The following is a 14,600-nucleotide window of genomic DNA, read 5'->3' as shown; positions in this document are numbered from 1 at the left end:
ATGGACCGTCTCCCTTGGAGAAGATGGCTATGGCCTTTTTTAGAATATCACGCTCTAACTCCGCATCTTTAAGTCGCTTACGCAAAACCCTCAGTTCCTGTTCCTCGGGGCTTATCTTAGGATTGTCCGGGAGAACCTTATTACCATTGTAACGTGGGTTCCTGCGCCATTTACTAAGTAAACTGGGATCAATATCCAATTCGCCTGCAACTTCTGCTACTGAACCTTTAACAACGCTCAAATCGACCGCCATTATCTTAAATGAATCATCAAATTTTCTATGCATCTCTACAAATTTATAATTACTTATTAAATCTGTCTCGCATTAAAGGTAGCAACTCCAAATCCCTATAGACAGGACAAATACCAGCAGATCGGCAAGCATAAAACCCAAAATAATGTAAACCAGCGGGTACCTTTTCCCCGCCATTGCCTTAGGCAAGATCCAATAAATAGCCAAGAGGAATATAGTGCCTAAAGTGAGCAACATAAACAGGAAATCTACCCAACCCGAAAAGGCATAGTTCGCTATTTTTATAACGTAAGCATGCACGAGAAACAAACATACACCTAAGGCTATACGTAACCCTCTTTTCCCGACGGCTTGGTAAGGCATACTACACCCTATTCCTTTCCTGATAGTCTCTAATCTTGCGGCGATAGCCATCGGTCACCAATACCTGCCTACCGTGATAATAAACAATGGCATGGATGCTTATGGATGTAGTGAATGCGACATTGATCAATACCGAAGAATTTGGCGGAATGAAGATATCCAACTTTTGAAACTGTACATAAAAATCCTTAAGTGCCATACGCAACTGTCCTAGCAAAACGAGCGTTCCCTGAGCACCAGCCCCATATATGTGGAGGAATTTCCCCTCACGCTCTACCTTGACCACATCCTTAAGCAGGATCGGTATACGAGGCCTCACCCGTCGTTTCGCTTTTTGCGTCCCACTATCGACATCCGTCTCTTTCTTGGACGGCTCCATCGCATAAATTATCCGCTCTATCGGCTCCAAAGATTGGCGTAAGCCCAAATGCGCCATAAGCTCCTGAATATCTTCCAACTGTACAGGCTTCGACAAAAATCCATCAGGCTTCAAAAGTGCATTTTCAAGTAAGTAATCTTGAAAATGCCCCGTAAAGAAAACAAAAAACCTACAATACTTCCGTAGCTCTTCTGCCCCCTCTATTCCCGACATCCCTTTATCAAATTGTATATCGCAAAAGATAAAATCTAAGACTTTGCTTTCTTCTCTCAGGAATTCAAGCGCAGCCTCAATAGTACCATAAGCACCCATTATGGTAAATAGTTGTGAGGTATCCAATGCATCTCCTACATCCAGTCTCACGTGCTTCTCATCATCAATAATTAGTGCAGTATATACATTCATTTTTAGCTTAAAATTTTTATTGGTTGATAGGTGAATATACAAAAAAACCATTAAACACCCCAAAAAGTCCATTCGCGACCTAAATATTATCTGTAATTCAGATTTTTAAGACAATAATTTTTTAAATATGATGAACAATAAAGCCACACAAAAACTCATTATCTGTAGCTGCATGGCTATCGCCATCAGCCTTTACAACTATCTTCCTACTACCGTGACGCCCGAGGCTCTCGACGAAGTGGAATCGGCAAATACAATAGACTTTGATCTGTTGGGCACTAAGATTTTCGCTCCTAAAAAGCCAACCAAGCTCAGTGATCAGCAAGCATTAGAACACTATCTGACACAGCAGAACTAAACGGAAGTAAGATGCTACAACGTATTGGATCTATAGCTTTCGGACTACACCTTGGATTGGTATTCCTGCATAATATAGGTAATATGCAGCTACCATCTACTGGTGTAAAATCGGCTATGGATCCAATTCTCCATTCCGTACAGCGATTACATAATCAGCCATTCCTCTGCCACTATGCACAACTGGCCGGTATACACGGCTGCTATGGTTTTTATAGTCCACAAGTAGGTAGTATCTATTCGAGCCGATTCGAAGTTCGAGACCTGCGAGCAGATACCGTACTTACCCTTTTGTATCCGGGAATACACTCTACGGCCAGTAAAATCCGGTACTGTACTTTGCTAGAGGCTTTGGAAGGCTGGCGTCATGCAGGCGATCAGAGCAAGACGCCATTATTAGCCCGCGCTACTGCGCACAGTCTGTACAAATATGTACAACGTCAATATCCTAACAACAAAATCCATCTCCTTATTTATAGTATACGTATACCAAGTTTGCGCGAAATCCGCTCAAAAAAACAAACCAACAAACTCATTGTACCTATTTATGAACAGCCAAACCAACAGAAACGCACCCTATGCCATAGCGAACACTTTTTGTGACGGCCTCTTGCTGCTGCCACGCGGTATCGGTCTGCTACTATGGATCGAAATGCTACAGCTCTGGCCCGATCTGACACTGCTCTACGGGCCCGCAAGCGTTTATGACGCCGAATTACTTCCCTTCTGGCATAGCATCAGTGGCTGGAGCTGGGAAGAAATATTCCGCAAGGCACACCCCATATGGATACATCTCACCGCTACAGCCTACAGTTTATGTTGTCTTTTCTTGGTTTTTGGCAAATGGATACGCTATTCCAGTATCCTATTATTATTGATACAGCACGGTCTTTTTATGGTGGACCTGCGGTGGACCTACGGAGCCGATTATCTGGCACAAACCGGGTTGCTATTCAGTATTTTTTTTAGTTATACCGCTCAATCGGAGAGCCAGCTGACATGGCAGCGAAAAGGTGTTTACGCCTGGCAGGCACAACTTGTTCTGGTCTACTTTTTCGGAGGTCTCGGCAAGGCTATGGGACCAACCTGGTGGAATGGAGAAGCTATCTGGAAAGCGGTGCAACAGCCATTCCCCGGAAACCTGATTGATATTCCCTTAAGTTGGGGAAACTGGACTATATGCTGGGGCATGATGGGGATAGGCATCGTATTGCTGGAGCTAGGTTATGTACTGGCATGGATCGGTACCATGTACCGCCGTATTATTTACATAGCAGCCATAGCTATGCATCTGAGTATAGCCCTGACTATCGGGCTATATCATTTTTCGGCGCTGATGATCTGGTACAACCTATGCGCCTGGTACTACCCTTACCGAAGACAGACTAGTATCCCAATTCATAACTCATCCCTTGGATATGCCGACACCGACGCCGCAGGTACCGTCAGGCCCGCATCCATCCAATACAAGGAAAGGAGGTAAAATTCATGCATAAATTAATCAAAGGATTATGGAAAGGTTAATCCATTTTTTTAGTCACTATCGCCAGCTCAGCCCCGAAGCACGGAGCTTTATCCAAGCGCATGGCGAGATAAAAACCTATGCTAAAAATGAATGGTATAAGCACGGAGAGCAAAGCATCGCCAAATGGTGCTTTGTATTGGAGGGACTGGTCGCCAAAATAGGTTGCAAGAACGGAAGCAACGAATACATCGAGCGCCTATGTCCGACACATGGATACTTTACGGGCAGCAAGCACCCCTATTCCAGCAGTAGCGAACCGCTGGCTATCCAGTTTTTGCAATCTACGACACTCTATGAAATATCCATTATAGCACTACAGGAAGCTTTAACAATATTCCCGGAGCTGAAAGATATCTATCAGGTCCTACAACAGCATCGGCAGCTCCGCCTGCAAGAACAGCTACATATCCTACGTATGTCCTCCCTACACCGCCTGCACGCACTCTTTGTGCTACGCCCGGGGATTTATGCACACCTGACCGTACTTCAACGCATGTCTTACCTGGACATCAGCAACTTTCGGGAGTATTATAAGGCGTTAAACTATCACATGCGCCGATAAACTATATATCAATGATATATGCGCAGGAAGAAAGTCTTTCAGAAATTAGCATAAACAAAATAGATGAATTCGAAAGCATGACAGCAGTAGTAATATATCATCCATCGGGTATCGCAGAAGCAGGTAGACACAGTGCCTTGCGGATAGCCTCCGCAGCTATGGGCCATCCCTCATGGGGGCAGACCTACCCTATGCTGTGCCTAGGTGGCAGAGATCGAAGCTATTGGTACCGGCCGCTATTCAAACGGATACGGCGTAGATTCGCGGTATTCCCCGTGAGGCGGTAAGAAATTAACGAGATGACCAATAAGGAGTCCTGACGTCGTCTTTAGAAAAAAGCCCTCGGGAGAGGCAAAGAAAGGGTCCAAAGCTTATCAAAAAATTGGACGCAATATGATAAGTGATGACTGTAAGATCTTAATTTAATACGCAGTGGATAAGGAGTAATTCATAAATCTAAGTAACGTAATTTCAATATTATGGCACTACAATGGTTTCACTATACAGGTTCAAATCCCGCAGATCCTGCCGACTATACCAAGTACGGATCATCGGCACCATCTGATTGTTCTGCACCAAGGCAACAGCTTTGTGCGATTCAGGCCGATGATGACGGCGGCGGCAATGAACCCGTTCTTGATAATGCAATATTACTGGAAATGGTCCAGGCATTACAGAATCAGTCGAATACCACTAACGTGTTTTTAAAACCACGTTAAGCGGGCGGCAATGAAGCCGCAATGTAAATAAAGGGTATGGTGATGAGCCATACCCTTTCTGTTTTGTTATTAATCGACCTCTTCTATCACCAGAACTTTAATCTCCCGCTGCTCGACCTGCCCTTTGACACCATAAGCAGCCAACTGCTGATTAAGATCTTCCAATGTGGCATATGCCCCTATCTGTATCCGAGTTTCTACCTTAGCTTCATCTACCACAGGTGGAAATAAAGTTGTGTAATCTAAAAATCCGGCTAATACTGCCGTGCCCACATAAGTCATCTTACGCCCTACATCTTTTCCATCATAGTCTACGACAGGGCATCTCTTTAAAACCAAACAGGGCATTCTCTTGGTACTTTCATACGCTCTCACTCCATACAGATTTACAAAGTCATCCATGATAATACGTGCCTGTATAGAGTCCGTACGTGTGCGCATATCATACCGCTCATAAGATACAGCATGATCAACTAACCACACGTCACTAGGTTGTTCCGAAAAATTCTCATACTTAGTGGAGTCCTTCACGTTCCAGATCACACGGTCAAATCTTGGAACATAACTTTCTTTAATTTTAGCTTGAGATGCCAAGCTTAAAAGTGCCCCATACATACTGGCATTATAAAGCGAACTCTTGTGTAAACCTGTTAGGCTATCCAACTCAAACCGCCAAGGCTGGTAATCCACTCCGTTTTGATACCCCGAGAAGATAACCCCTGCTTTTATCCCGCCATTATCGATGTTTTGATCATTTATTAAACTTGCTTTACCAAAATCATCCTTTAAAGGGAGTGCTATTTTACCCTCTTTGTGTAGCTGCTGGATATTTTCACTATTGATAAAACCCGAGGAAGTAATAGCCTGCACCTTACCTTTATACAATAGTATTGCTTGAGGGATGCTTTTGTAAGGAAATAGATTTCTTAGATAATTGTCTCCATAAATAACAGGCAGGTTGACTTTATGCTCTTTCAGGTATTTGTTTTTCTTAAAAAAGTCAATCATTGTTTGCTTGTCTTGCGGCGTAACGACAAACACTTTAAAAATATCAATGTGCTTCTTTTGCAGTTCCTGCAGGTGTGGCATGATCTGTATACAGGTACCGCAGGTAGTTTCAAATAAGTCCAAGAGTACCACTTTATCTTCGAGAGCTTTCCAATCGATTTTGCCTTCTGTACTGCGAATCAACTGCACTTTGGTGGGAGGATTAAACATATCACCTACTTTAAGTCGCTGCGAAAGGTCTACTACTTTTGACTGCTGTGCCACCAAAGACATACAGCTCATTATATAAATTAGGACAATACCTATTTTAATTTTTTTTATCATCATTTCTTTATTTTCTAAAGTTTGTTTAACGTTCATTCTGTTGGATTCCACTCAGCTCCAATACGGTTTCGGATATCCGGTAAGCATACCTAAGATCATTGGGCGGTAATGCGTACGACTTATCTCCTACTACACGTCTGAGCGTAGTCTGAAAACGAGGTTCCAGATTAAGTCTCTTAAGATCAGACCAACGTCTACCACGAAACACCAATTCTTTACGCCTTTCATCCAGTATAAGCTGTAGCAGCTTGTTACCATCAGATTCTGATATGGACACGTACGGTGAGTTTTTATCCCATCTGGATTTGAGAAGCGTATTAATAGCGTCTCGTGCTTCAGCTAATTTACCTAAGCGACTGGCGGTTTCGGCCTTGATCAGGTATACCTCACTGGTCGTAATCCCGAAAAATAAGGTATTGCTCTGATCGTAGCTACCCTTGTAGTAATGGGAATTTGCGGGATTGCTATTCGGCTTGAAGAATGCTCTTTTGCGCAGATCACCATCTGAATAGGATGCATATAATAAAGTATCTATAAGCGCTGTTGTCGCAGCCATAGGTGTAGCACCAGTTGCCAAAGCCGGAAACAGTACCTCAACATTAAAACGCGTCATAGGATTATTACTGTTTACATTCAGCTTGTTAAAGTCCAACAAATCAGGTTTTAACTGTATGCAGGAATCGGCATAACTGTAGGCCTGTTCAAAATCCCCCATATACAGATATACCCTTGCCAATGCTGCATAAGCAGAAGCTTTGTGAGGCCTACTTTTTACACCCTCGATGAGCGGCAAAAACCGTACGGCTGTTTTATAATCGCCAATAATCTGTGCAAAGGTTTGCTCCAACGTAGCGCGATGTGATTTTTCATCAACTCCCGGATCTAAACGTAGTGGAATGCCCAGTTCCTTTGTGGCCGTAGTTTTCTGGTAAGCGGGACAGTAAAGCTCAGTAAGCTGATGAAAAGCAAAAGCTCTATAAAAATGAGCTGCGCCCCAAGCCCGCCGATAATCAACTTCCTGATTACCCTGTTGGGGTAGTTTACTTAAAATGGTAATCACCTGATTTGCGATATACACCACTTTATAGGGGCGTTGCCATTGCATGGCATCGATGTAGGATTCATCCGACCATGTATAGGCCATACGCTGATCATAGTTGCTGATGGCATCCCAACGTTGCTTGGTTAGGTAATAGTCGTCTGTACCGATCTCGCCAAAAGTGGGGTAATTGCTATTAAGTGTTCCGTAATCATTGAGCAGAAGATCGGCATCGTGTAATGTTCTGGGTATAACCAATTTGATATTGGGCTTTTTATCTAAAAAATCTGTGCATGCAACTGTCATCAACGATAAGCAGAGCATTACTATTATGTTATTGATTTTCATCACGCAGTAGTTAAAGGTTAAAATTAAGGCCGAAAGACGTCATCATCGGATCGGGATACATTTTTCCATATTCAGGGTCGATTCCTCTTTTATTGGCGCGCCACAGGGTACCGAGATTCTGCAGGTACGCGTAGAGGCGTAAATTTTTAAAACCGTAATACGCTAATCGGGGAAGCTGCACACTTAGCTGTATATCACGAAGCTTGATCTGGCCGGCATTCTCTACCCTTGATGATATACTTCTCCCGAAATCACTTGCTGTATTATTATTAGGATATGTAAATGCCTGCACATCGGTCCATAACTCATCGCCAGGTTTTTGCCAACGTGTCTGATAGTCCGTATGGCCGAACCTTTGATCCAGAAACTCTGAATTCACAAAAGATGTTCTGATAAATTTGTGTCCCAACTGGTAGGAGATGTTACAGGACAGCTCTATGGTCTTGTAGCGAAAAGAATTGCGCCAAGAACCAAAATATACCGGTATCTGTGAACCATTATTTTCCAGAGTTTCTGTCTTCGATCCCGTTATTGCCGAATAATTTCTAGAAACCTCACCATTCAGGTAGCCACGGGGCATGCCATCTTCCGGATCCAACCCAGCCCATTTATAGGTAAGCAAACTGTATAAGTTCATACCTTCTATAGGCGTAGTCTGCACAGACAGGGGCTTTCCGACATTGATACGTGCGATATCCGAGGCTAGAAATGCCTTAGTGACCATTGTCTGCGCGTAAGCAAAAACCAGATTAGAATTCCATTCCCAATGCTTCGTGGACAACGGCTTACCGTTCAAAGAAATCTCCCATCCCCGGGTATCCAGATTGGCGGTATTGACACGCATCGAAAGAAAACCTGAAGTCGGATCGACCTGACCAGCAGCAATCAGATCCTTGGGCTTTTTTTGATAGTATTCGATAGAACCGCTTAGAATATTATTTTTGATTACAAAATCAAGACCGAAATTAAGGTTACCTACCCTTTCCCACCGTAACTTGGGGTTCGGAGGCGTACTCATCTCCGCATAATTCTCGCCAGTGATTGTCTGCGGTCGTGCAGAAATAGAAATGATCGGAAAGGAGGATACTTCGGAATTTACATTACCATTGTATCCATAGGTAGCACGTAATTTTAATAATGAAAAGATCTCATTCCCCATAAAAGGCTCTCGGGATAATACCCAGGCTCCTCCCACCGACCAGAAAGGCTGGCCTTTATCGTTGGTCTTGACCCCGAATAAATTGGAAGCATCCTTGCGGGCAGAAGCACTTAAGATATACCGGTCCTTATACGTATATGCTCCGTTGGCATAATACGAAATAAACCTATTACTCAACGCCTGATAAAAATTGTTATCCGGAAGCTTATCTGTACCGAATAAACCATTTAATACCGGCACTACTTTGCCATGGGCCATAGATTGAAATGAACCTGTCTCCGGATCAAAACCATTGTACTGTACGATACGATAGTCCTTGTCTAAGCTGCGAATGTCGAAACCTGCAAATAGACTTAGGTCATGATGCTGCCAACTTCGCTGTAGCTCCGATGTAATGCGCCCCTGATGCATGGTGCTATTCCAAAGCCGCTCGCCATAATAATCTCCTAAAGGCAGGTTCCAATACACCTGCTTGGCATCCCAGCTGGCAAATTCATTCAATCTGCGACGTTGCACAAAACTACTAAGCCCATACCAATCTTCCGTTGGGTTAAAGTTGCGTTGATAAGCATAGAGTCCTGTAATAGTCAGACCAAAAGGGAATCTATATGATGCAGAAATATTTGCCATCATATCCCGGTTACGTTGTGTCTGTCTAGTCTGATAAATATCTTCTAAAGGGATGTAATCATAGGATAATAAACGACCACCAGCTACAGTATCGCGAAAATCCTGACTGAAAGCGACGATGTCCACAACAAGTGGATTGCCCTTGTCGTCAGCAAGCTTCATGTAAGGCCAATTAGATACCCCCTTTGCCAGACCATTGTAAGCAGACGACTGCAAGCTCTGCACTCTATCGGATTCGGTGTATGTCAACCCCAGCTGAAACGATAGGCTTTTGGTCGCTTTAATCTGTGTATTGGATTGGAGATTCCAACGATTGTACCTTTCCGTGACTAGCTCACCTAAATTTTTATCATAACCTAGCGCGAAAGAGGTATTCACATTTGCACCGCCCGCATTTAGGCGTACATGGTATTGCTGATTGACCGGATTACGATAGATATACTTCAAAAAATCATCCCGCATATCTATGCTACGAAGCTTATCCAGTTCAGTATCTAGTTGATCTTCTGTCATTAGACTCTTTCTCTGCTGGTCCATCAGTTTGATTATGGGCTCGGGATTACTGATCCATTCCTTTAGATCTGTATCAAATCTACCTTTATTGAACAGTTCACGCATGATGTCGATGTAATCCGTGGTGCGCATACTTGGCAAATAATACAAGTCTGGCTTGTCTTTTACACTGAGATTGGTGTTGACACTGACATTCGCTTTTTCATTGAACCTGGCTCGCTTTGTCGTAATGACTATTACGCCGTTTCCTGCCCGGGCGCCCCAAATGGAAGCAGCGGCAGCATCTTTGAGAATACTGATATTTTCGATATCGTTGGGATTGATATTATTAAATGTCGCGTAGCCATAGTCATTCAGCTTGCTTTCATAGGGGACCCCATCGATCACGACCAAGGGCCATCGTTCGGAAGATAACGTACTGAGACCTCGTATATTTGCGCTTAACAGATCACCCCTGCTATTAGGATTGGATTTATTAAAAGACATTCCCGGTACTACATCCTCAAGCCTACTCAGAAAATCCGTAGACACCTTCCTGTTAAATAATGCCGAGTCTATAAACTCAAAGCTCCCCGTAGCTCTTTCCTTCGGTATCTTCTGGTATCCGGTAGATACCACCTCGACCTCTTCAATCTGTTTTTCACCAGTCTGTAGGGCGATATTCAATACTGTATACGTATTCTCATAGGCAACCCGTTGCTCCTTGTATCCAATGTGTTTTATTAGTAATACTCCTGTAGGTTTTTCTAAGCTGATGGTAAACCTTCCCTGCTTATCCGTGCGCGCATGTTTCTTATCCACGGAGACCGAAGCCCCTTCGATAGCCAGCCCATCGGCAGCCGAGCGTACCTCACCACGAAGCACGATTTGAGTTAGGTCTTTGGCCTCCTGCCCGAAAGCAGGAGAAACCAATGACCAACTAAACAACACACAGAATATTATTATAAGATTACTTACATTTCGTCCAACTCTATCGTCTTTGCGAGTGAAACGAAGCAATCTATCTCGCAATCTATTATTTGTTTCTTTTGGGTGACTTGAAAGGTCTTGATAACTGGTTAACATGTTAACTCGTTCATCCGCCAGTAGTCGGACGCTGCTCTGGCCATCGGCCATATCTCTCCCACCCCTATTAAAATTCTTCATTTTTTAAGGAATTATTTGTTTTACAATGGCCTTAAAGAGCCGCAAAGCGGGTTTTTAAGAATACTATGCAATAGCGAAAACCATTGCTGATTAATAAAATTGTATTCCCGAATGAACTATCTGCGGATCTACAGGTAATAATTGGTTTTTAATCATTCATTCTCGGTATTAAGAATAAAAACCGACCATTTATCGAAAATCAACTTGTAGGCATTGAAAAAGATTGCTAATTTTAAGGTGCTAACAGTAAAATAACAAACCGAATCATTAAACCCGATGAAGATCATCTCATTTGGTATGGCCGGTTACAGACAGGATTAAGCATGTATTGGCTTTGACCTTTTTAGGTTAAGTACTAGCCCTTTTTTCTATCTGTGTATTTTACGTCGCTCACTCTGGTGAGCATGGTACGTTCTTATAATGATGATGAATGGAAAGCCAATGCCCACGATCGTGGATCGCACATGGACAGTTGGTAATTGGGGTTAATCTAATCGTTCTCATATATTAAAGTTTATGTGAACGAGTCTTTATAATATGAAAATGGGGAGCCCCCTATCTTCAACTTTTATTGGGCCACGGCTAAGAGGCTTTGACGAAGTTTCCAATAGGGAGGCTACCCCATAGATTGCAAATATACAAAAATATGAGGTAGTGACTACCCCTTGGTCTTGCGTCAATTAGAATTAGCCGTTCTCAATAACAAGACTCTGTTTAAATAGTCACTCTCTGTTTTTACCAGAGTATAAACAAAAATACATAAAATATTCCATAATACAAAATTAACAAAAAAGGAATTAATGAAAAATAATACAAAAATACAGAAGCTAATTGAACCTCACCATTCGATTGCGAACTACATAAATAATCGTTTAGAATCACTTAACTGGACTGTTGCTGATTTAGCGGTAAAATCAACTATTTCTCAAGGTGAAATAAGTAAAATCTTGACGGGAGCAAGAAAAGGATTAAAAGCTGATGTTTTTTATAAGATATACACTGCCTTTGGAGATTCATGTGTTAAGGCAAGCAAAATAGTATATGCCGATTTAGATTTGAAACTTCAAAAATACAAACCTAAAGAAAGAAATACCTTTGGAACTTTTATGGAACAGTTTGAAACCACCGTTAATTCTCTTGAAGAAATTTCAGTTAAAACGGGTATTGATGAAAATAGATTGAAAGACTTGTATTTTCGTAAAGGGTCTTTGGAAGCGTATGAAATGCTCTTAATTGAAAAGGCTATTGGTAAAAAGCCAGGAGAATTGTTTGCGAATCTATACTTGAACTCATAAAGACAAAAAGAAGAAATCCACTAGGTATCTCTCCTAGCGGATTTCTGACATAAAATCAGTTTAACCATACAGGTTCAGCCCTTCCTTTGAGATAAAAATCAAACCACTGCTTCACTTTAACAGCAGCATCCACCTTATTATCAAAATTTGAAAGTACATGTGCTTCATCAGGATACAGCAGGAGATTTACTGTTTTGTTTTGGCGTTTCAATGCTAAAAACATAGAAACACTCTGACTCCAGTTGACATGATAATCTTTTTTACCCGTCCAGATTAAAAGTGGCGTATTTATTTGAGTTGAGTTAAATATAGGTGAATTGGCAATGTATAAATCAGGATTTTGAAAAAGTCCGTCTTTAATTCTGAAGCTTTGATCTTCAAACCTCCAGAACTCCGATCGCATGGTATTCCAATTCATTGTAAGGTACCATGCTGAAGGGTCAGATATTCCGGCACTTGACACAGCAGCTTTAAAGCGGTTGGTTTGTGTAATTATAAAGTTTGTTTCGTAACCACCAAAGGAGTGACCTGTAAGACCCAGACGATTTTCATCTATGGGGTATTTTTTAATGACCTCGTCCAATACAGCATTTACGCTTTCAGTAGCGGAATAACCCGGATTTCCAATTTTGTAATGGATGTCGGGTTCGATCACAAAATAACCGTCATTGATGTAGCTTCTGTAGTTAAAACCAGCACCAGTAGGATCACTGAGGTTCTGGTACCTGTTTATGTATGGCGTTTTTTTCTCGTAAACTAATACCACGGCAGGATACTTTTTCTGCGGATCAAAATTTAACGGATACCTTATTACTGCACCACCAGTTCCGTTATTATTTAAAACACTGCGGTAAAGTTCTACCTTGCTTTGTGCTGCTAGGGTGTCAGCGCGATTACTGTTATAAAGTACATTTCTTTTTTTTGACTCTGGATTAAGGTATACGATCCTCGGGGGCAAATTGAAGCTTTCTTCCTTATAGACAATGGCAGTTTCGTCGAACCTAACCTCGGACACATTACCCAAGCCATCAGCTATCTGCTCAACAACACGATTATTACTATTCAAAATACATATTCCTTCTGAAAAATCATTAAGGTTTACATATTTCAGTAAGTTTTTTTTACCAGAGCGAAGGATAGAAGCTCTTTGATACTGCCAAGGATGGCTATAAAAATTAAAATTAGACACAGCAAAAGAATACCGTCTGCCCTGTTCTCTACCCGAGGTAATACGGACAGCAGATCCTTTTTTAACATTATACTCCCAGATATCAAATACATCAGTCAGATATACAATATCTGGATCTTCAGTGATTATCAACCGGCCGGCAGGACCGCAGTCGATTTCACAGTATTCATCGTAATCTTTGAAAAATACGCCGTCTAGATCCTTTGTTATATTAACTGTCTTATTAAGTCTCATATCTAGCATCCACCAGGCTTTATCCTTAAAATAATAGATTCGGTTGCTGTTATAGGCTCCTACAAAGCGATCAAGATCTCCCGATATAACAGGTATGGAGCTATTTACAGCATTTTTTTCCAAGCCGTAAACTTCCATTTCAACGTCAGGGAAATGTTTGGTAAAATCTTCTTTTTTTAATCGATCGTATATCAGTACAAACGGACTCTCCCTGCCAATAACGAAACTGTTCACTGTTCCCTTTCTAAAAAAGTTCTGCACTTTTTTTTCTTTCAGATCAACCAATACCATCTGTGGCATGAAATGTTTTCTAGACTTAATGTGTGAGGTAATTCCATTAGAGATACCCAACCAAACCTCTGGTCCCGTTTCCGTTAATTTTATGTCATCATCAAGAACAGCCACCGCAAGCCATCTGTTATTGTACAAATGAAGATTTTTAATATCGAGATCTACCTTACATCCTTTTAAGTCGAATTTTAAGATTTCGCTAATTGTGTTGCGCTCTGAATCAAAGCTGCTTACCTGATAACTTTCTACATTTCTACTGACGAAATAAACCTTTTCTGAACTGGCATCCCATACCATATCTTTAAGATTTTCTGAACTGATGCCTACTTTGTAACGTTTTTTTGTATCCAGATTATAGCTGTAAACTTCTTTTGTAGCATCCTGATATATAATCCGTTGTTCATCAGGTGATATACGGTAATTTACCATGGCTGAAAGCCGTTCCTTTGAACCCGATTTCAAGTTCCAAATATAGTACGCACCTGTTTTTTTACAGCTATACAAAATCTGTTTTCTTTTCTCTAAAAACTCCAGTGACCGGACATCACTAAGCGTGTCCGTCTTTAATGTTTCCGTATTCAGTATTAGATACCGCGACGAAATTGTACCGGCTATGAACAACTGATCAGAAACGATGGTATTGAGTTGCGGATCTTCAATTTCATAGCTACCTCCGGTATTCAAATTCCTTACTACAAGCGTAAATTTTCCGCTTTGGCCTTTGTAGAATGACGTGAAATTACCTTTAGAAAAAACCTTATCCAATGTGGTAACTTCCTGTACCTCATTATAGACGTGCTGTGCAAATGTGCTGAAGCTACCTATAGACAGCCACAATAAAATATAAATAAATTTGTTCAT

13 protein-coding genes are annotated in these 14,600 nt (G+C 41.7%); 7 read left to right on the top strand and 6 right to left on the bottom strand.

The window, feature by feature from the left end; all coding sequences use genetic code 11:
* Both B5X76_RS21100 and B5X76_RS21090 read right to left on the bottom strand, forming a co-directional pair.
* On the bottom strand, positions 1-286 hold a 286-nt coding region (locus B5X76_RS21100), incomplete at its 3' end, for a transposase (RefSeq protein WP_139375275.1).
* A 331-nt stretch (positions 287-617) separates the two neighbouring features.
* Positions 618-1,400 carry a LytR/AlgR family response regulator transcription factor gene (locus B5X76_RS21090; protein WP_176141159.1) on the bottom strand — a complete coding sequence of 261 codons (783 nt, stop codon included), beginning with the start codon at positions 1,398-1,400 and terminating at the stop codon, positions 618-620.
* 127 nt (positions 1,401-1,527) lie between these two features.
* Between B5X76_RS21090 and B5X76_RS21085 the strand changes: the two genes are divergently transcribed.
* The 6 genes from B5X76_RS21085 (at position 1,528) to B5X76_RS21065 (ending at position 4,563) form a co-directional block, all read left to right on the top strand.
* Entirely contained in the window at positions 1,528-1,758 is a 231-nt protein-coding gene (locus tag B5X76_RS21085; protein WP_139375438.1) for a hypothetical protein, read from the top strand.
* A gap of 11 nt (positions 1,759-1,769) precedes the next feature.
* Positions 1,770-2,360, top strand: coding sequence for a hypothetical protein (locus B5X76_RS21080; RefSeq protein WP_079645901.1), 591 nt, complete (start codon positions 1,770-1,772; stop codon positions 2,358-2,360).
* Positions 2,305-3,240 (top strand): hypothetical protein, encoded by a 936-nt coding sequence (locus B5X76_RS21075; RefSeq protein ID WP_139375437.1) that lies wholly within the window; start codon positions 2,305-2,307, stop codon positions 3,238-3,240. The genes B5X76_RS21080 and B5X76_RS21075 overlap by 56 nt, the downstream gene beginning before the upstream one ends.
* 28 nt (positions 3,241-3,268) lie before the next feature.
* The gene (locus B5X76_RS21070; RefSeq protein WP_079645899.1) at positions 3,269-3,844 is read left to right on the top strand and encodes a cyclic nucleotide-binding domain-containing protein; all 576 of its coding nucleotides are present in this window, start codon (positions 3,269-3,271) and stop codon (positions 3,842-3,844) included.
* Positions 3,845-3,855: 11 nt separating this feature from the next.
* Complete coding sequence (locus tag B5X76_RS21860) at positions 3,856-4,131, top strand: hypothetical protein (protein WP_139375436.1); 276 nt, start codon at positions 3,856-3,858, stop codon at positions 4,129-4,131.
* A gap of 192 nt (positions 4,132-4,323) precedes the next feature.
* Positions 4,324-4,563: a hypothetical protein gene (locus B5X76_RS21065; RefSeq protein WP_021070478.1), complete on the top strand. Its 240-nt coding sequence runs from the start codon at positions 4,324-4,326 to the stop codon at positions 4,561-4,563.
* Between the two features lie 69 nt (positions 4,564-4,632).
* Here the strand turns inward: B5X76_RS21065 and B5X76_RS21060 are convergent, their stop codons facing one another.
* Genes B5X76_RS21060 through B5X76_RS21050 form a run of 3 tightly spaced genes read right to left on the bottom strand, consistent with a single transcriptional unit; the run spans position 4,633 to position 10,730 of the window.
* Positions 4,633-5,898 (bottom strand): TlpA family protein disulfide reductase, encoded by a 1,266-nt coding sequence (locus B5X76_RS21060; protein WP_176141158.1) that lies wholly within the window; start codon positions 5,896-5,898, stop codon positions 4,633-4,635.
* 22 nt (positions 5,899-5,920) lie between these two features.
* A complete protein-coding gene (locus B5X76_RS21055; RefSeq protein ID WP_079645897.1) occupies positions 5,921-7,282 on the bottom strand; it encodes a RagB/SusD family nutrient uptake outer membrane protein in 1,362 nt (453 codons plus the stop codon).
* A gap of 10 nt (positions 7,283-7,292) precedes the next feature.
* Entirely contained in the window at positions 7,293-10,730 is a 3,438-nt protein-coding gene (locus B5X76_RS21050) for a SusC/RagA family TonB-linked outer membrane protein (RefSeq protein ID WP_079645896.1), read from the bottom strand.
* A gap of 800 nt (positions 10,731-11,530) precedes the next feature.
* On the opposite strand from B5X76_RS21050, the gene B5X76_RS21045 reads away from it, so the two are divergent.
* Positions 11,531-12,025 carry a helix-turn-helix domain-containing protein gene (locus tag B5X76_RS21045; RefSeq protein WP_079645895.1) on the top strand — a complete coding sequence of 165 codons (495 nt, stop codon included), beginning with the start codon at positions 11,531-11,533 and terminating at the stop codon, positions 12,023-12,025.
* Between the two features lie 55 nt (positions 12,026-12,080).
* Here B5X76_RS21045 and B5X76_RS21040 read toward each other — a convergent pair whose 3' ends face one another.
* Positions 12,081-14,600 carry a S9 family peptidase gene (locus B5X76_RS21040; protein ID WP_079645894.1) on the bottom strand — a complete coding sequence of 840 codons (2,520 nt, stop codon included), beginning with the start codon at positions 14,598-14,600 and terminating at the stop codon, positions 12,081-12,083.

It is taken from the genome of Sphingobacterium nematocida (assembly GCF_900168125.1).
GTDB lineage: Bacteria > Bacteroidota > Bacteroidia > Sphingobacteriales > Sphingobacteriaceae > Sphingobacterium > Sphingobacterium nematocida.
Note: the sequence above shows the minus strand (reverse complement) of the source record. Positions and strands in the feature narration are given on the sequence as shown.